Origin of the sequence: Pseudomonas orientalis, assembly GCF_001439815.1 — a bacterium.
Taxonomy (GTDB): domain Bacteria; phylum Pseudomonadota; class Gammaproteobacteria; order Pseudomonadales; family Pseudomonadaceae; genus Aquipseudomonas; species Aquipseudomonas orientalis.
Genome location: NZ_JYLM01000008.1, coordinates 108,509 through 130,337 on the forward strand (window position 1 = coordinate 108,509; position 21,829 = coordinate 130,337).

At 62.2% G+C, this 21,829-nt stretch carries 24 protein-coding genes; 17 read left to right on the forward strand and 7 right to left on the reverse strand.

The window, feature by feature from the left end; translation table 11 throughout:
- Positions 1-109 precede the first annotated feature (109 nt).
- The 3 genes from TU82_RS19625 to TU82_RS19635 all read right to left on the reverse strand — a co-directional run bounded on the left by TU82_RS19625 (position 110) and on the right by TU82_RS19635 (position 3,060).
- A complete protein-coding gene (locus TU82_RS19625; RefSeq protein WP_057724886.1) occupies positions 110-751 on the reverse strand; it encodes an oxidoreductase in 642 nt (213 codons plus the stop codon).
- Positions 752-780: 29 nt separating this feature from the next.
- Complete coding sequence (locus TU82_RS19630; protein WP_057724887.1) at positions 781-2,499, reverse strand: C13 family peptidase; 1,719 nt, start codon at positions 2,497-2,499, stop codon at positions 781-783.
- A gap of 105 nt (positions 2,500-2,604) precedes the next feature.
- Entirely contained in the window at positions 2,605-3,060 is a 456-nt protein-coding gene (locus TU82_RS19635; protein ID WP_057724888.1) for a MaoC family dehydratase, read from the reverse strand.
- 181 nt (positions 3,061-3,241) lie between these two features.
- Between TU82_RS19635 and TU82_RS19640 the strand changes: the two genes are divergently transcribed.
- The 4 genes from TU82_RS19640 to TU82_RS19655 all read left to right on the forward strand — a co-directional run bounded on the left by TU82_RS19640 (position 3,242) and on the right by TU82_RS19655 (position 5,238).
- Positions 3,242-3,595 carry a CidA/LrgA family protein gene (locus TU82_RS19640; RefSeq protein ID WP_057724889.1) on the forward strand — a complete coding sequence of 118 codons (354 nt, stop codon included), beginning with the start codon at positions 3,242-3,244 and terminating at the stop codon, positions 3,593-3,595.
- Positions 3,592-4,308 (forward strand): LrgB family protein, encoded by a 717-nt coding sequence (locus TU82_RS19645; RefSeq protein WP_057724890.1) that lies wholly within the window; start codon positions 3,592-3,594, stop codon positions 4,306-4,308. Before TU82_RS19640 ends, TU82_RS19645 begins: the two co-directional genes overlap by 4 nt.
- 21 nt (positions 4,309-4,329) lie before the next feature.
- Positions 4,330-4,920 (forward strand): LON peptidase substrate-binding domain-containing protein, encoded by a 591-nt coding sequence (locus tag TU82_RS19650; RefSeq protein ID WP_057724891.1) that lies wholly within the window; start codon positions 4,330-4,332, stop codon positions 4,918-4,920.
- A gap of 102 nt (positions 4,921-5,022) precedes the next feature.
- Positions 5,023-5,238 carry a hypothetical protein gene (locus tag TU82_RS19655; protein WP_057725055.1) on the forward strand — a complete coding sequence of 72 codons (216 nt, stop codon included), beginning with the start codon at positions 5,023-5,025 and terminating at the stop codon, positions 5,236-5,238.
- Here TU82_RS19655 and TU82_RS19660 read toward each other — a convergent pair.
- Complete coding sequence (locus tag TU82_RS19660; protein ID WP_057724892.1) at positions 5,232-6,548, reverse strand: bifunctional DedA family/phosphatase PAP2 family protein; 1,317 nt, start codon at positions 6,546-6,548, stop codon at positions 5,232-5,234. The two genes, TU82_RS19655 and TU82_RS19660, sit on opposite strands and share 7 nt — an antisense overlap.
- A 154-nt stretch (positions 6,549-6,702) precedes the next feature.
- A complete protein-coding gene (locus TU82_RS19665; RefSeq protein WP_057724893.1) occupies positions 6,703-7,386 on the reverse strand; it encodes a DNA-3-methyladenine glycosylase in 684 nt (227 codons plus the stop codon).
- 175 nt (positions 7,387-7,561) lie between these two features.
- Between TU82_RS19665 and TU82_RS19670 the strand changes: the two genes are divergently transcribed.
- From TU82_RS19670 to TU82_RS19730, 13 genes are all read left to right on the forward strand, one after another.
- A complete protein-coding gene (locus TU82_RS19670; protein WP_057724894.1) occupies positions 7,562-8,827 on the forward strand; it encodes a glutamate-5-semialdehyde dehydrogenase in 1,266 nt (421 codons plus the stop codon).
- The gene (nadD, locus tag TU82_RS19675) at positions 8,827-9,471 is read left to right on the forward strand and encodes a nicotinate-nucleotide adenylyltransferase (RefSeq protein WP_057724895.1); all 645 of its coding nucleotides are present in this window, start codon (positions 8,827-8,829) and stop codon (positions 9,469-9,471) included. The genes TU82_RS19670 and nadD overlap by 1 nt, the downstream gene beginning before the upstream one ends.
- 69 nt (positions 9,472-9,540) lie before the next feature.
- Complete coding sequence (rsfS, locus tag TU82_RS19680; RefSeq protein ID WP_003176298.1) at positions 9,541-10,035, forward strand: ribosome silencing factor; 495 nt, start codon at positions 9,541-9,543, stop codon at positions 10,033-10,035.
- 9 nt (positions 10,036-10,044) lie between these two features.
- Positions 10,045-10,512, forward strand: a complete 468-nt coding sequence (gene rlmH / locus TU82_RS19685; protein WP_003176297.1) for a 23S rRNA (pseudouridine(1915)-N(3))-methyltransferase RlmH — start codon at positions 10,045-10,047, stop codon at positions 10,510-10,512.
- A gap of 15 nt (positions 10,513-10,527) precedes the next feature.
- The gene (mrdA, locus tag TU82_RS19690; protein ID WP_057724896.1) at positions 10,528-12,426 is read left to right on the forward strand and encodes a penicillin-binding protein 2; all 1,899 of its coding nucleotides are present in this window, start codon (positions 10,528-10,530) and stop codon (positions 12,424-12,426) included.
- Positions 12,427-12,457: 31 nt separating this feature from the next.
- Positions 12,458-13,561, forward strand: a complete 1,104-nt coding sequence (gene rodA / locus TU82_RS19695; protein ID WP_057724897.1) for a rod shape-determining protein RodA — start codon at positions 12,458-12,460, stop codon at positions 13,559-13,561.
- A gap of 17 nt (positions 13,562-13,578) precedes the next feature.
- The gene (gene mltB, locus TU82_RS19700; protein ID WP_057724898.1) at positions 13,579-14,589 is read left to right on the forward strand and encodes a lytic murein transglycosylase B; all 1,011 of its coding nucleotides are present in this window, start codon (positions 13,579-13,581) and stop codon (positions 14,587-14,589) included.
- Positions 14,589-15,593, forward strand: a complete 1,005-nt coding sequence (locus TU82_RS19705) for a septal ring lytic transglycosylase RlpA family protein (protein WP_057724899.1) — start codon at positions 14,589-14,591, stop codon at positions 15,591-15,593. Before mltB ends, TU82_RS19705 begins: the two co-directional genes overlap by 1 nt.
- A gap of 178 nt (positions 15,594-15,771) precedes the next feature.
- Positions 15,772-16,929: a D-alanyl-D-alanine carboxypeptidase family protein gene (locus tag TU82_RS19710; protein ID WP_057724900.1), complete on the forward strand. Its 1,158-nt coding sequence runs from the start codon at positions 15,772-15,774 to the stop codon at positions 16,927-16,929.
- Between the two features lie 83 nt (positions 16,930-17,012).
- Positions 17,013-17,288 carry a DUF493 domain-containing protein gene (locus TU82_RS19715; protein WP_048724650.1) on the forward strand — a complete coding sequence of 92 codons (276 nt, stop codon included), beginning with the start codon at positions 17,013-17,015 and terminating at the stop codon, positions 17,286-17,288.
- A complete protein-coding gene (gene lipB / locus TU82_RS19720) occupies positions 17,288-17,935 on the forward strand; it encodes a lipoyl(octanoyl) transferase LipB (protein ID WP_057724901.1) in 648 nt (215 codons plus the stop codon). Before TU82_RS19715 ends, lipB begins: the two co-directional genes overlap by 1 nt.
- Before the next feature lie 25 nt (positions 17,936-17,960).
- Positions 17,961-18,962 carry a lipoyl synthase gene (gene lipA, locus TU82_RS19725; protein ID WP_162276166.1) on the forward strand — a complete coding sequence of 334 codons (1,002 nt, stop codon included), beginning with the start codon at positions 17,961-17,963 and terminating at the stop codon, positions 18,960-18,962.
- Positions 18,963-19,113: 151 nt separating this feature from the next.
- Positions 19,114-20,034, forward strand: a complete 921-nt coding sequence (locus TU82_RS19730) for a S66 peptidase family protein (RefSeq protein ID WP_057724903.1) — start codon at positions 19,114-19,116, stop codon at positions 20,032-20,034.
- A gap of 128 nt (positions 20,035-20,162) precedes the next feature.
- On the opposite strand, the gene TU82_RS19735 is transcribed toward TU82_RS19730, so the two are convergent.
- Both TU82_RS19735 and arfA read right to left on the reverse strand, forming a co-directional pair.
- Complete coding sequence (locus tag TU82_RS19735; RefSeq protein WP_057724904.1) at positions 20,163-21,488, reverse strand: lytic murein transglycosylase; 1,326 nt, start codon at positions 21,486-21,488, stop codon at positions 20,163-20,165.
- Between the two features lie 62 nt (positions 21,489-21,550).
- Positions 21,551-21,715 (reverse strand): alternative ribosome rescue factor ArfA, encoded by a 165-nt coding sequence (arfA, locus tag TU82_RS19740; RefSeq protein ID WP_003176285.1) that lies wholly within the window; start codon positions 21,713-21,715, stop codon positions 21,551-21,553.
- Positions 21,716-21,829 lie beyond the last annotated feature (114 nt).

The following is a 21,829-nucleotide window of genomic DNA, read 5'->3' on the forward strand; positions in this document are numbered from 1 at the left end:
TGCTTTCTGAATGAACGCGGTGCCTGTGAGTTTCTCGCGAGCAAGCTCGCTCCTACAGACTGGCATTAGGCAAGCCCCCTCCCACATTGGGTTCCGTGTTTGCCTTTATTTATTTACCGAGCTTGCGCAGCTCATCGGACTCCACCACCCGCACGCCATCCTGCTCTTCCAGCGCCAGACGCCACATGGCGCGGGCCAGTTCGCACACTTCGATACCGTGGTACTTGCCCGGAATCAACCGAGACAACGGCCCGGCCAGTTGTTCGGCCAGGCGCGGTTCCAGTCGTTCGCCCAGCAACAACGAGGGCCGCACGATGGTCAGTTGCGGCCAGTCCTGGGCTCTCAATGCCTGTTCCATTTCCCCTTTGACCCGGTTGTAGAACACCGAGGATTTCGGGTCGGCGCCAATCGCACTGATCACGATCAGGTGCCGTGCGCCCAGTTCCCGAGCGCGCCTGGCGAAGGCCACCACCATGTCCAGGTCGACCGCCCGGAACGCCGCTTCGGAACCGGCTTTCTTGATCGTGGTACCCAGGCAGCAGAAGGCGATATCCACCTGGCCGCTCAGTTGGGGCAGGAACACGGCCGGGTCGCCTACCGGGTTTTCCAGGCGTGGGTGTTCAGCCAGTGGTTTACGGCTGGGTGCCAGCACGCGGGTGACGGTGGGTTCGTTGAGCAGGCGGTCCAGCAAGTGTTCGCCGGTAAGGCCGGAGGCGCCGGCCAGCAAGATATGCTGCGGTGTCAGGTACATGGTGTTTCCCCCTTGTTACACGTTACAGCTTAGTTGCCTTTGGCTTCCTTGCTATTCATTGAGACGCTTTCGAGCGCCTTTCGTGCCTGCTGTTTACGTAATAATTGCCAGTGGGCGATCACGCCCTTAGGGGCCCAGATCTGCGGTTCGGAGGCCTCGAAGTTGTCCGCCTGTTCGCGTTCGGCCACGTGCAGTTGTGCCAGTTTGAAGGCTTGTTGCAAATCGTCAGTTTGATTGAAAGCCTGTGCGAAAAGTGCATCGCCGAAGTAGGTAAAGTCCGCTTCTTCCGAGCAGCCGAACGACACGCGGTCGGCGCGCGAGGCGGTCATGATCAGCGTGCGTTCGTCCTTCAATGCGGGGATGAAGCCGCCGGAATAGCAGGCGGAAATCACGATGATCTTGTCGCGGTTTTTCAGGGGTGCGAGCACGGCGGCCAGTTCATCGGCCGGCAGGTCGGCCAGTTCCATGCGCGGCTGGTCGAGCACCAGTTCGTGTTCATGGGTGCCATGGCTGGTCATATAAATGAACACCAGGTCTTCCGGCCCGCTACGCTCGGCCAGGGTTTGCACGGCGCGGCGCAGATTTTCGCGGGTGGCCATGGGGCGGTCGGCAATATGGTCGCGGTGGTTGACCAGGCGAATCTGCCCATGAGCACCGAAGCGGGTGGCGAGCATGTTGCTGACGTAATCGGCTTCGCGCAGGAACACGCTTTGCTTGCCGTCGCCGGCCAATGCCAAGGTGTACAGTTCGACGGCAGGCGTGGACGCGGGGACGGCGGCGAGGGCCTCGGCCAGCAAGTGGCCTTGGGCCAATACGCCGATTTCCAGGGGGTCGGGCAGCAGCTTGCCCTCGGCGTCGCGCACGCGCATGCCGTTGACCCAGGTGCCGGCCTGTACCGTACCGTCGGTCAGCACCAGCGTGCCGCGCCCCTGGTAGCTGTCGCTGTCAAAACCGCCAATATAGAAGCTGCCATCGGTAAGATTCAGGCGACCGTCGCCGCTGAAGCGCCAATCGCTGAACTGGCCGACGTAATGGCTGCCATCGACGCCGATCAGTTCGCCTTTGCCGCTGAGGGCGCCTTCCTTGAACTGGCCGATCCACACGTCGCCGTCGGCGTTTTCATAGCGCCCCTTGCCGTTGAGCTGGTTCTGTTTGAATTGGCCGACGTAGATATCACCATCGGCGCTGTTGAACGTGCCGTTGCCTTCGAGCTGGCCATCGACAAAGTGGCCGCTGAACTGATTGCCGCTGTCGTCGTTGCGCTGGCCTTCGCCATTGGGTTTGCCGTGGGCGAACTGGCCCTGGTACTGGCTGCCGTCGGGCAGTTCCAGGCGCCCGAGGCCGGAATACTGGTCGTCCTTGAATTCGCCGCGATAGGTCATCTGCCCCTCTTTGAGGGTGCCTTCGCCGTTGCGTCGACCGTTCTTGAAGCCGCCCACATAGCTGCTGCCCGCCGTGGTCAGGCTGCCCTGGCCATCAAACAGGCCTTGCTTGAACTGGCCCTTGTAGACTTCGCCGTTGCTGCCGTGCCATTCGCCCTGCCCGTGCCACTGGCCCTTATCGAACTCGCCGGCGTACCAGCTGCCGTTGGGGTAGTCGACGCGCCCCTGGCCTTGCAGCAAGCCGTTGACCACATCGCCACGGTAGCGGCCGCCATCGGGCAGGCGCGCATCGGGCGGCAACAGCGATTCGCCATCTCCGCAAGCGGTGAGCAACAGGGCAAGGGCAAGGGGAGCGAGTGGGCGCATAGCGGGATCCGGATAATTGAGCGCCGAGTATGCCGCAGCTGCGCGTTTCGTACATAAATTTACATACACTGTGGCAAGGTTTGTTGCCTCGCCACAGCCAGCGTCCTACACGAAGCAGAGTGACAATGACTCAGCGATGTAGGCCGGTTTTTCCTGACCTTCGATTTCCAAAGTGGCGGTGGCCTTGAACAGCCACTGGCCAGGTTTTTTCTCGTGGACGTCGGTGAGGGTGACGTTCAGGCGCACCTTGGAGTCGACCTTCACCGGCTGTATGAAGCGCACGCTGTCCAGGCCATAGTTGACCGCCATCTTCAGGCCCTCGGGCATGATCAGGATGTCTTCCATCAACTTGGGCATCAGCGACAGCGACAGGAACCCATGGGCGATGGTGCTGCCGAACGGGGTTTGCGCCGCCTTGACCGGGTCGACGTGAATGAACTGATGATCACCGGTGGCCTCTGCGAACAGGTTGATGCGCGCCTGGTCGATGGTGAGCCATTCGGAACGTCCCAGTTCCTTGCCGACATAATCCTTGAGCTGCGCTACGGGTACATAGGGCATTGCGTTTCTCCTGAGTTCTTGATTTTTATCCCCGCTGATGAGGGGTTTTTTATGGGCTACAGAGAACCAATGTAGATCATCATGGGCAATCGGCCCGGTCAACCCAACATGCTTTTGGCGAATGCCGACGCATAGGGCGGGCGTGCTTATAATGCGCACGAACTTAGAGGGGGCAGAGAGGATGCTGTTACGTGGCCTGACCTGGCTGGTGCTGTTTCAATTGATCGGCACTGCGCTCAATCATCTGCTGTTGCCGGTCTTGCCGGGGCCGATCATCGGCCTGCTGCTGATGCTCGGCTTTCTGATCTGGCGCGGCGAAGTCAGCGAGCCTCTGAGCCTGGCGGCCAGCAGCCTGCTGCGCTATTTACCGTTGCTGCTGGTGCCGCCGGCCGTGGGCGTGATGGTGTACGCCAAGGACATCGTTGTCGACTTCTGGGCCATCGTCGGCGCGCTGGTGCTGTCGCTGGTCATCGCCATGGGGGTTGTCGGGGTGCTGATGGAACGGATGGTCAAGCGCAAGGAGCGGGGGCAATGATGTTCGACTGGCAGGGCGCCTGGACGGCCGTCATTCATCACCCGTTGTTCGGTATCGGTATCACCCTGGGCGCTTATCAACTGGTACTGGCGGCGTTCGAGAAAACCCGCTGGATCTTCCTGCAGCCGGTGCTGGTTTCCATGTTGCTGGTGATCGGCGTGTTGCTGATCTGCGGCCTGAGCTACGCCGAATACCGCAAGAGTACCGAGATCATGGGCATTCTGCTGGGGCCGGCAACGGTGGCCCTGGCGGTGCCGCTTTATCTGAACCTGCGACGGATTCGCCAATTGTTCTGGCCGATTTTTACTACGCTGGTGATAGGCGGGGTGCTGGCCACCGGCCTGTGCGTATTGCTGGGCTGGTGGTTCGGCGCCGAACACCGGGTGCTGATGACCATGGCGCCCAAGTCGGTGACGTCGCCAATCGCGATGCTGGTGGCCGAGCAGATCGGTGGAGTGGCGGCATTGGCCGCGGTGTTCGTGCTGATCACCGGGGTGGCCGGCGCGATGATCGGGCCGGCGTTCCTGTCGCGCCTGGGTGTCTACAGCCCCGAGGCGCGCGGCATGGCCCTGGGCATGACGGCCCATGCGGTCGGCACCTCGGTGGCCCTGCAGGAAAGCGAAGAATGCGGCGCCTTTGCGGCGCTGGCCATGAGTTTGATGGGCGTGGCTACGGCGGTGTTCCTGCCGCTGGCTGTGTCGGTGATTGTATAAACCGGGTTTAAGGAAACCTTTATGAGTCTGGCGCTGTTTCCACTCAACACTGTGCTGTTCCCTGGTTGCACCCTCGATTTGCAACTGTTCGAAGCGCGCTACCTGGACATGATCAGTCGCTGCATGAAAAAGGGCGAAAGCTTCGGCGTGGTGTGCATCCTTGATGGCAAGGAAGTCGGTCTGACTCCGGATGCCTATGCGCTGATCGGCTGCGAGGCGCTGATCCGCGACTTCAAGCAGCAGGATAACGGCCTGCTGGGGATTCGCGTCGAGGGCGGGCGGCGTTTTCGCGTGCACGATGCCGAGGTCCAGAAGGACCAGTTGCTGGTTGCCGAGGTGCAATGGCTCGAAGAACTGCCGGACCAGCCGCTGGAAGAGGAGGACGCCGACCTGCTGGCGTTGCTGCAGGCATTGGCCGAGCACCCGATGGTCGCTTCGCTGGACATGGACGCCCACGCCGAGGGCCAGCAGGCCCTGAGTAATCAGCTGGCGTATCTGCTGCCGTTCACCGAGGCGGATAAGGTCGACCTGCTGCAGCTGGACGATCCGCAGCAACGGCTGGATGCGATCCAGATGTTGCTGGATGAATTGCAGGGTGAGCTGTTCACCTGAGATTCGGAATGCTCTGACGCGGGTATCAGACTTTGTTGCGTCGCTTTCAGGGACGTGGCCTGCACTATTTTCCGATCACACCCCTAATGATCGGAGATGACCATGATTCGGCTGACACCCTCGGAACAAGTCGCCTGGGACGCGTATTTCGTCAGCGTCACCACGCAGTTGCTCCAGCACGATCCCACGCGGGGCGCGGAATACCTCGCCGAGCGCGCCGCCGACATTGCCGATGAAATGCTGCTGGAGCGACGCGAGCGGTGGGTTGAGCGTCGCAGCGCGTCGGTGGACTGGATCGGCCCGGCCAAAGGTCAGTAGGCGTACCTGAGCAACGCGTGTGAGGTGCCGGTAAACGCGATAAAGCTGAGCACCGCCACCACCACGGGCAACACCAGCCACCAGGCTTTTTGCGTCATCGCCGGCAACGGGCTGCGGTATTGAATGAGGGTGAGGCTCAATGCGCACACGCTCATTGCCAATAGCGTGCCGGCCAGGATATCCGTAGGCCAGTGGGCGCCCAGGTAGACCCGCGACAACGCAATGAACGCGGCCGGTATGCAGCCCAGCAGCAGCCAGGTCAGGCGCAGTCGCGTGGGTTGGCCTCGGCCGGCCAGTACCGCCAGCGCCAGAAAGAACGCAAAGGCGCCGGAGGCATGGCCGCTGGGCATGCTGAAACTGGTGAGCGGGTCGGTCAGGATTTCCGGGCGGCCACGGGCGAAAAAGAGCTTGGTGCCGGTATTGATCACGGCGGCGCCCGCCAGCGTGGCGCCGACGAATATGGCATGACGCCACTGTCGCGCCAGCAACAACAGGCCGGTAAACACCGCGCTGGCGACGAACATTTTCTTGAATTCGCCCAGTTGGGTGATCCGCACCATCACCTCGTCGAGCCACGGGCTGCGATGTTCCTGCACCAGTGCGCTCAGGCCCTGATCGAAATCGTTGAGGTGCGGGTAGCCGATAAACAGCGCGACCAGCAACGTCAGGCTGGCGCAGCCGATCCACAAGGTGGCGCGACGATGGCCGCGCAGGCTGCTGTTCAAACTCAGCCCCAGCAGTGCCGCCAGGCAGGCCGCGACGATCGCCGCTTCCGGCCAGAAACCTTCGGGCAGGGGCAAGCGGAACGCGGCACCGGCAGCCCAGCCCGGCAACAGATAAGCCACTGACCAGCCCGCCGCCGCGAGGACGCTCACCATCGCAAAGCGCGGGAACGGCATGTCGCACATGCCGGCGACCATCGGCAGCATGGGCCGCAACGGACCGATGAAACGCCCGACCAGCAGGCTGGCGATGCCGTACTTGTGGAAATAGGTTTCCGCGCCATTCATCCATTCGGGATGGTGACGCAGACCGGGCAGACGCCGGATGTTCTGGTGGAAATGCCGGCCCAGGTAGTACGAAACCCCGTCGCCCAGTAAACCGCCAAGGAATCCCAGCAGCAGGGTTTCACTCAAGGACAGCGCGCCGCTGCCGGCCAGCGCGGCAATCGCAAACAGCAGCACCGTGCCCGGCACGATCAGTCCGGCGATGGCCAGGCATTCCACGCACGCGACGATAAACACCGCCGCCGCCAGCCATTGTGGGTTGAGGGTCAGCCAGCCGGTGATGCTATCGAGCCATTGGCCCATACAATCCACTCCATCAAGTGTGGGAAGGGGCTTGCCCCCGAAGGCAATGTGTCAGGGAAACATTCATCCACTGTCACACCGCCATCGGGGGCAAGCCCCCTCCCACATTAAAATCTCTGTGCGACAGGTATCGATTCCAGCCGGTTCAGTCTGTTCAAATCAAAAAATAATCGCGCCCTTCGACCTGCCCGCGTCGCAGCGGGTTCCGCGTGCAATAAGGCGCATAGCCAGCATCGACGAAGCGGTACATCAAATGCTCATCGCGCCCGCTGGGAATGCCCAGCCGTGTGGTCTGAATAATCTGCGTGGGTACCTGGCCCACGTCCTCGACATACAGCAGCTCCTGATCGAAGCGCTTGGCATCCCACATCGGCACCTTCAGGCCCAGCGCCTTGCACAGCAGCGTCTGGCCCGCGCAGAGTTTCTGCGAGAGACGCGGCGTGCCGTCGGGGTTGGGGTTGTTCAACAGCATCTGGGCCAGGCTCGCCGGCCCGGATATCTCATCGACCCAGGGATAGGCCGATTTGATCAGCACGGCATTGCCCGGGCCATGGGCGCTGAAGTTCAGCGAATCACCGCCGCGGGCGTAGTACATGTAGATATGCCCGCCATCCAGAAACAAAGCCTTACGCTTTTCTGTGTAGCCGAGTGAAGCGTGACTGCCTTTTTCGGCCACGTAATAGGCTTCGGTTTCGATAATCCGCGCTGAAAGCCAGATTTCGCCGACGCGATGACGAATGATTTTCCCAAGCAATTCTTGCGCGAGCAATTGGGCGTCGCGGTCGAAGAAGCTGTCGGGGAGGGCGCTGGCGGGGAGTTCGGGTGTCATGCTGGACATAGCGTTCAGGGTTATTACGGCTAAATGTGACGGAATCATAACAACTCTCACCTTAATTACCGCTGAACCCCGGGTTTTTACAGTTCATTTCGACCATCCGCCCCTCACCGCTGTCAGTCAGGCGGCGTCACAGCTATAATCTGCCGCTTTCCTCTTTGCCAAGACTTCCTGACCCATGACTGAGTCCGTTCTTGACTACATGACCCGCCTGGGTCGCGCCGCCCGTCAGGCCTCGCGGTTGATCGCCCGTGCGAGCACCGCGCAGAAGAACCGCGCCCTGCTGGCTGCCGCCGATGCTCTGGATGCTTCGCGCTCCGAGTTGGCCGCCGCCAACGAACTGGACCTGGCCAACGGCCGCGCCAATGGCCTGGAGCCGGCCCTGCTGGACCGTCTGGCGCTGACCCCGGCGCGTATCGACGACATGATCGAAGGCTTGCGTCAGGTGGCCAAGCTGCCTGACCCCATCGGTGAAATTCGCGACATGCGTTACCTGCCGTCCGGTATCCAGGTCGGCAAGATGCGCGTGCCCCTGGGCGTGATCGGCATCATCTATGAGTCGCGCCCGAACGTGACCATCGATGCGGCGAGCCTGTGCCTCAAGTCGGGCAACGCCACCATCCTGCGCGGCGGTTCCGAGGCGATCCATTCAAACCGTGCCATCGCCGCCTGCATTCAGCAGGGCCTGGCCGTGGCCGAGTTGCCCGCCGAAGTGGTGCAAGTGGTGGAAACCACCGACCGTGCCGCCGTAGGTGCGTTGATCACCATGCCGGAATTCGTCGACGTGATCGTACCGCGCGGTGGCAAGAGCCTGATCGAGCGCGTCAGCCGTGATGCCAAGGTACCGGTGATCAAGCACCTGGACGGCGTGTGCCACGTGTACATCGACATCGCCGCCGATATCGACAAGGCGATCCGCATCGCCGACAACGCCAAGACCCACCGCTACGCGCCGTGCAACACCATGGAAACCCTGCTGGTGCACGTCGGCATTGCCGAGCGCGTGCTGCCGCCGCTGGCTGCCATCTACCGCGACAAGGGTGTGGAACTGCGCGGTTGTGAGCGTACCCGCGCGCTGCTGGGCGCGGACGTGATCGAGGCGACCGAGCAGGACTGGTACACCGAATACACCGCGCCGATCCTGTCGATTCGCCTTGTCGACGACCTGGACCAGGCCATCGAACACATCAACACCTACGGCTCCAAGCACACCGACGCCATCGTCTCCGAGCATTTCAGCGATGCCCGGCGTTTCCTCAATGAAGTGGATTCCGCTTCGGTGATGATCAACGCCTCGACGCGCTTTGCCGATGGTTTCGAGTACGGCCTGGGGGCGGAAATCGGCATTTCCACCGACAAGCTCCACGCGCGCGGCCCGGTCGGCCTGGAAGGCCTGACCAGCGAGAAGTACGTGGTGTTCGGCGACGGTCACGTGCGCACTTGATGGCTAAACGCATCGGGTTGCTCGGCGGTACTTTCGACCCCGTGCACATCGGCCATTTGCGCAGCGCCTTGGAAGTCGCGGATGCCCTGGCGCTGGACGAGTTGCGCCTGATGCCCAATTTCCGGCCGCCCCATCGCGATACGCCGCAGGTGTCCGCGCAGCAGCGCCTGGAAATGGTGCGGGTGGCGGTGGAGGGTATAGCGCCGCTGGTGGTGGACGATCGCGAGCTCAAGCGCGACAAACCGTCCTACACTGTCGACACCCTGGAACTGATGCGCGCCGAGTTGGCCGCCGATGACCAGTTGTTTCTGCTTTTGGGCTGGGACGCATTTTGCGGCCTGCCCTCTTGGCACCGCTGGGAGGAACTCCTCCAGCATTGCCACATCCTGGTTCTGCAACGCCCGGATGCCGACAGCGAACCGCCGGATGCCTTGCGCAACCTGCTGGCCGCGCGGTCGGTAAGTGACCCCTTGGCCCTGACCGGGCCGAACGGGAATATTGCATTCGTCTGGCAGACCCCGCTTGCGGTGTCCGCCACCCAGATCCGTCAACTGCTGGCCAGCGGTAAGTCGGTACGTTTCCTGGTGCCTGACGCGGTCCTGGCCTACATCGATGCGCACGGGCTTTACCGTGCGTCGAACTGAAAAGGCGCGCTTGAACGCACGAAAAATTGTGCAGCGAGCGCCCGAACATACGAGCAAAACGAGTTTTATATGACGAACAAAGACGTAAGCAAAGTTAAGCGCAAAGGCACCTTCAAAAGCGCGCCGCTGCCGGTAGAAGCCCACGTTGGCCCGGAGCTGGCTGGCGAAGAGCTGGTGAAAGTCGCCGTGGCGGCCCTGGAAGACGTGAAGGCCCAGGACATCCAGGTGCTGGACGTGCGCGACAAGCAAAGCATCACCGACTTCATGATCATCGCCACCGGTACCTCCAACCGCCAGATCGGCGCGATGCTCGACAAGGTGCGCGAAGCCGTCAAGGCCCAGGGCGTCAAGCCGCTGGGTGAAGAAGGCAAGGGCGACAGCGACTGGGTGCTGCTGGACATGGACGACGTGATCGTGCACATGATGACCTCCAACGCCCGCCAGTTCTATGACCTGGAACGTCTGTGGAAAGGCGCCGAGCAGAGTCGTGCCGCCGATGGCAAGCACCACAGCCCGGAAGTGGGCCACGCGCACTTCGACAAGCTCAACAAAGATCAGGAATAAGGAACGGCTGTGCGCCTGCGTCTGATCGCTGTCGGTTCACGCATGCCCAAGTGGGTGGAAGAGGGCTGGCACGAGTACGCCAAGCGTCTGCCTGCCGAGCTGTCGCTTGAGCTGGTGGAAATACCGCTCAACACTCGGGGCAAGAACGCCGACGTGGCGCGCTTTATCCGTCAGGAAGGCGAAGCCATGTTGGCCAAGGTCGGCCCCAACGAGCGCATCGTCACCCTTGAAGTGCACGGCAAGCCCTGGAGCACCGAGCAGTTGGCGGTGGAACTGGACCGCTGGCGCCTGGATTCGCGCACCGTCAACTTCATGGTCGGCGGCCCCGAGGGGCTGGCGCCGGAAGTCTGTGCGCGGGCTGACCAGCGCTGGTCGTTGTCTGCGTTGACACTGCCGCACCCGTTGGTAAGGATTCTGATCGGTGAACAGCTGTATCGCGCCTGGACAGTTCTGTCCGGGCACCCTTATCACAAATAGTCTGCGCTGCCCCCGATGACCCAGCCGATCCGCATCAAGGACCACGAGAAAGACGCACGTCTTGTACGCGCGCGCGTGGTGTTTGGCGCGGTCATGGTGGTGGCATTGATTGGGGTGCTGATCGCCCGTCTGTATTACCTGCAGGTGATCCAGTACGAGTATCACTCCACCTTGTCGGAAAACAATCGGGTGCATGTGCAGCCGATCCCGCCGACCCGTGGGCTGATTTTCGACCGCAATGGCGTGGTGGTGGCGGATAACCGGCCCAGCTTCAGCCTGAGCATGACCCGCGAGCGTTCCGGCGACTGGCAGCAGGTGCTCGACGTGATTGTCGAGGTGCTGCAACTGACACCGGAAGACCGGGTGATTTTCGAGAAGCGCATGAGGCAGGGGCGCCGGCCTTTCGAGCCGGTGCCGATCCTGTTCGAGCTCAACGAAGAGCAGATCGCGCGGATCGCGGTGAACCAGTTCCGCCTGCCGGGCGTGGAGGTGGTGGCGCAGTTGGTGCGGCATTACCCGCAGGGGCCGCACTTTGCCCACTCGGTCGGCTACATGGGGCGCATCAACGAGAAAGAGCTCAAAAGCCTCGATCCGGTCAATTACAGCGGCACCCATCACATCGGCAAAACCGGCATCGAGCGTTTCTACGAGCCCGAACTGCACGGCCAGGTGGGTTACGAAGAGGTCGAGACCAACGCCCGCGGCCGCGTGCTGCGCGTGCTCAAGCGCACCGATCCATTGCCGGGCAAGGACATCGTGCTGAGCCTGGACATCAAGTTGCAGGAAGCCGCCGAAATGGCGCTGGGCGGTCGCCGCGGTGCGGTGGTGGCGCTGGACCCGAAGACCGGCGAAGTCCTGGCCATGGTCAGCCAGCCAAGTTTCGACCCCAACCTGTTCGTGACCGGCATCAGCTTCAAGGCCTACGCCGAGTTGCGCGATTCGATCGACCGGCCGCTGTTCAACCGCGTGTTGCGCGGCCTGTATCCGCCGGGATCGACCATCAAGCCGGCGGTGGCGATTGCCGGCCTGGATTCGGGCGTGGTCACCGCGTCGAGCCGGGTCTATGACCCCGGCTACTACATGCTGCCCAACTACGATCACAAATACCGTAACTGGAACCGCTCCGGTGACGGCTATGTCGACCTGGATACCGCCATCATGCGCTCCAACGACACCTATTTTTATGACTTGGCCCACAAGCTGGGGATCGATCGCCTGTCGGCCTACATGGGCAAGTTCGGTCTGGGTCAGAAGGTCTCCCTGGATATGTTCGAAGAGTCTCCGGGCCTGATGCCGTCACGGGAATGGAAGCGGGCGACGCGCCGCCAGGCATGGTTCCCTGGCGAAACCCTGATCCTCGGCATCGGCCAGGGCTATATGCAGGCCACCCCGCTGCAACTGGCCCAGGCGACTGCGCTGGTAGCCAACAAGGGCGTGTGGAACCGTCCGCACCTGGCCCGCACCATCGAGGGCGAGAAACCGGTAGATGAGAACCCGATCCCCGACATCGTGCTGCGCGACCCTTCCGACTGGGCCAAGGTCAATCACGGCATGCAGCAGGTGATGCACGGCGCTCGCGGCACCGCACGCAAGGCGGCGCTCGGCGCGCAATACCGCATCGCCGGCAAGAGCGGTACCGCCCAGGTGGTCGCGATCAAGCAGGGTGAGAAATATGACCGCTCCAAGGTTCAGGAGCGCCACCGTGACCACGCCTTGTTTGTCGGCTTTGCCCCCGCCGATGACCCGAAAATCGTGGTGGCGGTGATGGTGGAGAACGGCGAGTCCGGCTCCGGTGTGGCCGCGCCTGTGGTGCGCCAGATCATGGATGCGTGGCTGCTTGGCCCTGACGGCAAGCTCAAGCCCGAATATGGCGGCCCCCCTTCAAGCCCCGAGGTTACGGCCCGTGAAGAGTAATTTTGACCGCATCCTCTCCAGTGAAGATGTGATGCGTCGCCGTGCGACGTTGTTGCAACGCATGCACATTGATGGCCCGCTGCTGGTGCTGCTGCTTATATTGGCGGCCGGCAGCCTGTTCGTGCTGTATTCGGCCAGCGGCAAGAACTGGGACCTGCTGATCAAGCAAGCGTCGTCATTCGGCCTGGGGCTGTTGTCGATGGTGGTGATCGCCCAGCTCGAGCCGCGTTTCATGGCGCGCTGGGTGCCGCTCGGTTATGTCGCCGGGGTTCTGCTGCTGGTGGTGGTGGACGTGATGGGCCACAACGCCATGGGCGCGACCCGCTGGATCAACATTCCGGGGGTGATTCGCTTCCAGCCGTCGGAATTCATGAAAATCCTGATGCCGGCCACCATCGCCTGGTACCTGTCCAAGCGCACCTTGCCGCCACAGCTCAAGCATGTGGGGATCAGCCTGATTCTGATCGGCGTGCCGTTCATCCTGATCGTGCGCCAGCCCGACCTCGGTACCTCGTTGCTGATCCTGGCGGGGGGCGCGTTCGTGCTGTTCATGGGCGGCTTGCGCTGGCGCTGGATTCTCAGTGTGCTGGCCGCCGCCGTGCCGGTGGCGGTGGCCATGTGGTTCTTCTTTATGCACGACTACCAGAAGCAGCGGATCCTGACTTTCCTCGACCCGGAGAGCGATCCGCTGGGCACCGGCTGGAACATCATCCAGTCGAAGGCGGCGATCGGCTCCGGCGGCGTGTTCGGCAAGGGCTGGCTGCTGGGGACCCAATCGCACCTGGACTTTCTGCCCGAAAGCCACACCGACTTCATTATCGCAGTGATGGGCGAAGAGTTCGGCCTGGTAGGCATTTGCGCGCTGCTGCTGATCTATTTGCTGCTGATCGGGCGCGGGCTGGTGATTACTGCCCAGGCGCAGACACTGTTCGGCAAGTTGCTGGCCGGCAGTCTGACCATGACTTTTTTTGTTTATGTTTTCGTCAACATCGGTATGGTCAGTGGCCTGCTGCCGGTGGTTGGGGTGCCGTTGCCATTCATTAGCTACGGCGGAACTTCGCTGGTGACATTGCTGTCAGCGTTTGGGGTTTTGATGTCGATTCATACGCATCGCAAATGGATCGCTCAGGTTTGAATAAGGTGAAGATGTCAATGCAAGTAATGCGCGGCTGGGCCACTCGGCATGCGTCCTGGATGGGCCTGATCGGGCTGCTGGGCGCCACGCAGGAGGTGCAGGCCGGTGACTACGACGGCTCACCTCAGGTCGCCGAATTTGTCGGTGAGATGACCCGCGACTACGGTTTCGCCGGTGAACAGCTGATGGGCGTGTTTCGCGAGGCCCGCAAAAAGCAGGCGATCCTCGACGCCATCTCGCGCCCCGCCGAGCGGGTCAAGCAGTGGAAGGAATATCGCCCGATGTTCCTCACCGACGCCCGTGTGGCCCGGGGCGTGGACTTCTGGCGCCAGCACGAGGCGGTACTGGCCCGCGCCGAGCAGGAATACGGCGTGCCGGCCCAGGTGATCGTCGCGATCATCGGCATTGAAACCTTCTACGGGCGCAACACCGGCAGTTACCGGGTGATCGATGCCTTGTCGACCCTGGGCTTCGATTACCCGCCGCGCGCCGAGTTCTTCCGCAAGGAGCTGCGCGAATTCCTGCTGCTGGCCCGCGAAGAACAGGTCGACCCGATGACCCTCAAGGGCTCCTATGCCGGGGCGATGGGTTTGCCGCAGTTCATGCCGAGCAGCTTTCGCGCCTACGCGGTGGATTTCGACGGCGACGGGCATATCAATATCTGGAGCAACCCCGACGATGCCATCGGCAGCGTGGCCAGCTACTTCAAGCGCCACGGCTGGATCGGCGGAGAACCGGTGGTCGTGCGCGCCGATGTGACGGGCGAGCGTGCCGACGAAGGCCTGACCCAGGGGATCGACCCGGTGAAGACCGTCGGGGAGTTGCGAGCGCTGGGCTGGTCGAGTCAGAATGCGCCACGCGATGACATGCCGGTGACGGCGTTCCGCCTCGAAGGTGAAAAGGGCCCGGAATACTGGATGGGCCTGAAGAATTTCTACGCAATCACGCGTTATAACCGCAGTGTGATGTACGCCATGGCCGTGCATCAGCTGTCAGACGAGCTGGTTCAAGCACGGGGCAACAAGTAATGCGGGTATCGCCGTTCAAACAACCGCTCAAGCTGGTGGCGTTCGCCGCGTTGTCCCTGCTGGTCGCCAGTTGCTCCACGACGCCGAACCGTGCGCCGGCCAAAAAGGCCGGTGGCGCGGTGGTTCGCGCCCAGCCGGGCCTGGACATCAATCGTGCGCACAAGGATGGCGCGCCGTGGTGGGATGTGGATGTATCGAAGATCCCGGACGCCACACCGACCCTGCACACCGGCCCCTACAAGGCCAACCCCTACACCGTGCTGGGCAAGAATTACTTCCCGCTGCAGGAATCCAGGACCTACGTACAGTCGGGCACGGCGTCCTGGTACGGCACCAAGTTCCACGGCCAGAACACCGCCAATGGCGAAGTGTATGACCTGTACGGCATGAGTGCTGCGCACAAGACCCTGCCGCTGCCCAGCTACGTGCGCGTGACCAACCTGGACAACAACCGCACCGTGATTCTGCGGGTCAACGACCGTGGACCGTTCTATTCGGACCGGATCATCGACCTCTCCTATGCCGCTGCGAAGAAACTCGGTTACGCCGAAGTCGGCACCGCCCGGGTGAAAGTCGAAGGCATCGACCCGGCGCAGTACTGGGCCCAGCGTGGCAAGCCGGCGCCGTTGATGCTCAACGAGCCGCAAACCCCGCAACCGCAAGTGACGGCCTCGACCGGCAAAATCGAACAATGGACGCCACCGCCGGCGCAGCATGCCCCGGACACCGTGGTCGTGCCCCATGCGGCGCCCGGTGCTTCCAAGGTGGGCGGGCAGTACCTGCAGGTGGGCGCTTTCGCCAACCCGGATGCGGCGGAACTGTTAAGGTCCAAGCTGAGCGGCATGGTCAGTGCGCCGGTGTTCATCAGCTCCATCGTGCGTAACCAGCAAACCCTGCACCGTGTGCGCATGGGGCCGATCGGTTCGCCGAGCGAGGTCGCGCAGGTGCAGAACAGCGTGCGCCTGGCCAACCTGGGGCAACCCAGCGTAGTGACCGCGGAATAAGGCAATACAGAATTGAAGGTTCAGGCGCGTGCCTGAGCCCTGGTTGTTGGCTCGTTGCACAATAAAAACCCAGGGGCAAGGGGTGAGCGGGCAACCGAACACGTGACAGTCTGGAAGCGGCCTGTCTGAATAGTTTTGCCCGCGAGGGCAAGTTTCCATAAGCAATTTCGAGAGACGGATGAACATCACCACCTTAGCCAAACGTACGTGCCTGCTTATCTCGCTGATCATCGCCCCGGCTGCCTGGGCGGTTGAGATGGTGCCGGCTTCCCCGCAACTGGCCGCCAAGGCCTGGGTCCTCATGGATGCCGCCAGTGGCAACGTGCTGGTCGAAAACGGTGGTGACGTGCGCCTGCCGCCTGCCAGCCTGACCAAGCTGATGACTGCCTACATCGCGACGCTGGAAATCCGTCGCGGCCAGATCGGCGAGAACGATCCGGTGACCGTCAGCGAGAACGCCTGGCGTACCGGCGGTTCGCGCATGTTCATCAAGGTCGGCTCGCAAGTCACGGTCAGCGACCTGCTGCACGGCATCATCATCCAGTCCGGCAACGACGCCAGCGTAGCCTTGGCCGAGCACATCGCCGGCAGCGAAGACGCGTTCGCCGACATGATGAACAAGACGGCCAGTGACCTGGGCATGACCAACAGCCACTTCATGAACCCGACCGGCCTGCCGAACCCTGAGCATTATTCGTCGGCTCACGACATGGCGATCCTGGCCCGCGCCATCATCCGTGTCGACCCGGTGCACTACGCCATCTACTCCCAGAAGGAATTCTTCTGGAACAACATCAAGCAGCCTAACCGCAACCTGTTGCTGTGGCGCGACAAGACCGTCGACGGCCTGAAAACCGGCCACACCGACGAAGCCGGCTACTGCATGGTGTCGTCCGCCGTGCGTGATGGCCAGCGCCTGATCGCCGTGGTATTTGGCACCAACAGCGAGCAGGCCCGTGCGGCCGAGACGCAAAAACTGCTGACCTACGGCTTCCGCTTCTTCGAAACCCAGACCTTCTATCAGAAGGGTACCGAGCTTGCGACTGCACCGGTCTGGAAGGGCGCGACCTCCCAGGTCAAGGCTGGCCTGGCTGATGACCTGACCCTGACCATGCCCAAAGGCCAGCTGAAAAAGCTCGCCGCCAGCATGACCCTGAACCCGCAACTGGTTGCGCCAATCGCCAAGGGTGATGTGATCGGCAAGGTTGAAGTGAAGCTGGACGACAAGGTCGTGCACAGCGCCGACCTGATCGCACTGGACGCCGTCGACGAAGGTGGTATCTTCCGCCGCGTGTGGGATAGCATCCGTCTATTCTTCTACGGCTTGTTCAACTGATAGTGTGCACCTGCAAAGCCCCGCGTTGATCCGACGCGGGGCTTTGTTGTCGCCAAGGCTTACGCTTACGAGGCCGTTACGCCATGACCGATACCGAAGTAAAGGCGCCAAAGATCGAATTCCCGGTGGTGGACTATCCGATCAAGATCATCAGCGATACCGGCGTAGGCCGCAAAGATTTGATCCTCGAGATTGTGCGTAAGCACGCGACGATCAATGATCAGCGTGTGGACGAGCGATCCAGTTCCACAGGCAAATACACCACGATCCAATTGCACATCGTTGCAATCGGGCAAGACCAGCTCTACGACATCAACAGCGAACTGCGGGCCACCGGCTTCGTGCACATGGTGCTGTGATGTCGCATGTCCTGGGCTTTCGCGAGCTCGGCCGGATGGACTACGAGCCCGTCTGGCACGCCATGCAGCGCTTCACCAATGAGCGCGGCAGCGCGGCAGCGGATGAAATCTGGCTGGTCGAGCACCCGCCGGTGTTCACCCAGGGCCAGGCCGGCAAGGCTGAGCATCTGCTGCTGCCGGGTGATATTCCGGTGGTGCAGGTCGACCGAGGGGGTCAAGTGACTTACCATGGGCCTGGCCAACTGGTTGCCTATCTGTTGCTGGATGTGCGCAAGCTGGGGTTTGGCGTGCGTGATCTGGTCAGCCGCATGGAGGCTTGCCTGATCGAGCTGTTGGCCAGTTACGGCGTGACCGCTGCGGCCAAGCCCGATGCACCCGGTGTGTATGTGGATGGTGCGAAAATCGCGTCTCTCGGCTTGCGCATTCGCCACGGTTGTTCCTTTCATGGCCTGGCCCTGAACGTGGACATGGACCTGGCGCCGTTCCGGCGGATCAACCCGTGCGGTTATGCGGGGCTGGCGATGACCCAGTTGAGCGACCATGTCACACCCATAGAATTTGCCGAGGTAAGTGCCCGGCTGCGCGCGCAGCTCGTCAAACACCTCGACTATGCTGAGCAGACGACCCTGACGGGCGGAATCGATTGATATGACTACTGATGTTGTGCAAACCATGATCCCGACGCTGGACATCACCGAGCGTCCAGCCCCGGCCCCGCGTGCCAAGGTGGAAGCCGGCGTCAAGCTGCGCGGCGCCGAGAAGGTTGCACGCATCCCGGTGAAGATCATTCCGACCACCGAACTGCCGAAAAAGCCTGACTGGATTCGCGTGCGTATCCCGGTCTCGCCGGAAGTCGACCGTATCAAGGCCCTGCTGCGCAAGCACAAGCTGCACAGCGTGTGCGAAGAAGCGTCCTGCCCGAACCTGGGCGAATGCTTCTCCGGCGGTACCGCCACCTTCATGATCATGGGTGACATCTGCACCCGTCGTTGCCCGTTCTGCGACGTGGGCCACGGCCGGCCGAAGCCGCTGGACGTCAACGAGCCGCAAAGCCTGGCCATCGCCATCGCCGACCTGAAACTCAAATACGTGGTGATCACCTCGGTCGACCGTGACGACTTGCGTGACGGCGGCGCCCAGCACTTTGCCGACTGCATCCGCGAAATCCGCAAGCTGTCGCCCAACGTGATGCTCGAAACCCTGGTGCCCGACTACCGCGGGCGCATGGACGTGGCGCTGCAAATCACCGCCGCCGAGCCGCCGGATGTGTTCAACCACAACCTGGAAACCGTGCCGCGCCTGTACAAGGCCGCGCGCCCGGGTTCGGATTACCAGTGGTCGCTGACCCTGCTGCAGAAATTCAAGCAGATGATGCCGCACATTCCGACCAAGTCCGGCCTGATGCTGGGACTGGGCGAAACCGACGAAGAAGTCATCGAAGTCATGAAGCGCATGCGCGAGCACGACATCGACATGCTGACCTTGGGCCAATACCTGCAACCGTCCCGCAGCCACCTGCCGGTGCAGCGTTTCGTGCACCCGGATATCTTCGCCTGGTTCGCCGAGGAAGGCTACAAGATGGGCTTCAAGAACGTCGCCTCGGGCCCGCTGGTACGGTCTTCGTACCACGCCGATGAACAGGCCAAGCTGGTCAAGGCGAGTCTGGTTTCGTAACACAGGTCTGTGCAACACCGCAGATCCAATGTGGGAGGGGGCTTGCCCCCGATTGCGGTGTAACAGTCTCAAATGTGAAGACTGACACTCTGCTATCGGGGGCAAGCCCCCTCCCACATTTCGTTATGCGTCATATCAGGGAGAATTGTGCATGACCGCCGCCGTACCTGCACTGCGCCTCGAAGGCACCATCGGCCTGATCGCCCCCGCCGGCCCAGCCGCGCTGGACGTCGAAAAAGCCGGGCAATGGATGCGCACCCGTGGCTACGAACTGCGAATCTTCCCAGGCGTCTACGAGCGCGACGGCTACCTCGCCGGTAGCGATGAAGTGCGCCTGCGCGACCTTCACGCCGCCTTTGCCGACCCCGAAATCGATGCCATCTTCTGCCTGCGCGGCGGCTACGGCACGCCACGGCTGCTCGACGCACTGGACTTCGGCCTGCTGCGCGCCAACCCCAAGCCCTTGGTGGGTTATAGCGACATCACCGCCTTGCACTTGGCCATCAACCGTTACGCCGGCTTTGTGACATTTCACGGGCCGATGCTCAATGCAGACCTGCTGGGCGACAAGCAACAGCCGACCGAATCCTCACTGTTCAGCCTGTTGCGTGGTCAGCTGGGCGCCGGCAGTGTGCTGGCGCACCCGGTGGCTTATCCGTTGACCACGATCGAGCCAGGCATCGCCTGCGGGCGCTTGCTGGGCGGTAACCTATCGATGATTGCGGCGGTGATGGGCACCGCTTACGAAATTGACGCTGAAGGTATCATTCTGTTTATCGAGGACGTCAATGAGCCGATTTACCGCATCGACCGCCTGCTGACGCACCTGCGTTTGGCGGGCAAGCTGGCTCAGCTCGCGGGGGTGTTGGTGGGGGATGTGGCCGGTGTGGATCAGGTAGCGCTTGAAAGACTGTTGAAACAGACCTTCGAACCGCTGTGCATTCCGGTGCTGGCTGGCTGGCGCAGTGGGCATTGCGATCCGAACCTGACGCTGCCGATGGGTGCGCGGGTGCGGTTGGATGCGGGGGAACAGCGGGTGGTGCTGGAGCAGGATGTGGTGTTCAGCCGCTGAATGCACTGGCTGCTGCTAACCGCCATCGGGGGCAAGCCCCCTCCCACAATTGGACCCTGTACCCTTTGGAATGCAGTCAAATGTGGGAGGGGGCTTGCCCCCGATGGCGGTAGTTGCCCTAAGCCAATCTATCGGCTTTGCAGCGCCTCCAGCAACTTCACCGTCGGATACCCATCCGCCGGCCAGCCCAACGCTTGCTGCGCCGCCCGAATCGCCTTGCGCGTGTTGGCGCCGATGATCCCGTCGGCATTGCCCGCGTCATACCCTTTGGCGCTGAGCGCCGTCTGCAGGTCGATACGCTGCGAGCGGCTCAGCGGCAGCTCATCCTTTGGCCAGCTCCCGCGAATCACCCCACCGCCACCAAAGCGCTCCGACAGCAGGCCCACGGCCAGCGCATAGGACGACGAGTTGTTGTACTTGAGGATCGCGCGGAAGTTGTCCAGTACCAGGAACGCCGGGCCGCGGTAGCCGGCCGGCAGCAGCAGGGCGGCGGACAGTTGCTCGACGTTGGCCGGCAGGCTCGTGCCGGGCGGCAATTGGATGCCCAGTTTCAGCCATTCGGCCACGGTCTTGCGGACGCCACCATCGGCCAGGGAATAGTCAAAGCCCGAGGGCAGTGGCTGCACCTCAACGCCCCACGGCTGGCCTTTCTGCCAACCGGAGCTTTGCAGGTAATGGGCGGTGGAGGCGAGGGCGTCACCCGGGCTGTTCCAGATATCGCGGCGCCCGTCACCGTCAAAGTCCACGGCGTGGGTGTTGTAGGTGGTGGGGATGAACTGGGTCTGGCCCATCGCGCCGGCCCAGGAGCCTTTCATCTGGTCGGCCGGGATATCGCCATGCTGGATGATCTGCAGCGCCGCCAGCAGTTGCGCCTGTGCAAACGCCGGGCGTCGGCCTTCGTAGGCCAGGGTCGCGAGGGAGCGGATCACCGAATTATTGCCCTGGAACTGGCCGAAGTTGCTTTCCATGCCCCACACCGAAACCAGCGCCTGGCGATCAACGCCATAACGCTCTTCGATGCGCTGCAGGATCTCGGCGTACTTGACCAGCAAGGCCTGGCCGTTGCGCACGCGCAGCGGCGACAGCGCGCCATCGATGTATTCCCACACCGGACGGGAAAACTCCGGTTGGCTGCGGTCGGCGCGAATCACGGCCATGTCCGGGCTGACGCCGGCGAAGGCGTTATCGAAGACTTCAGCCGTGATCCCGGCTTGCAGGGCTTGCGCACGAAAACCAGCCTGCCATTCGGCGAAGGTCTGGGTCGGTTGGATGTCCAGGTTATCCACCGCCAAAGGTGCCACAACGGCCGGCGCGACGGCCGGTACGGTCTTGACCGTGGGCAGGGGTTGAGCGTCCGCGGCGGTGGGTTTTTCCGCGCAGGCGACAAGCAGAATGAGGCTGGAGGCGGCAATCAACTGGCGAAGGTGCCAGCGACGGGAAAGACTAGAGGGCATGCACAGGTCCAGGGGGTTACAAATCAAGTGCAGACCTTATCATGCCAGAGGGGCGCTTGCCTTCAGGCCGCCAGAAAGTAAGAAGCCTCCCAGCTGTTAGACTGGAAGGCTTCGCGGCGGTAGCTGCCTTTGCCCTTGCCGGCGCGTTCCTGACGGCTGCGGAACAGTGGCTGGGCGATGATGGATTTGGCCTTGTTCGGGCCATGCTTGGATGGCTTTTTGCTCATGATGGATTCTCTCGCTTGGGTGTGGAATGGAGCGGTGCAAATCATCTGCCGAAGTTGGGCCGCTGTAAAGCCCGGCAATCTGCAGGAAGTTACACGGTCAAAATGTGGGAGGGG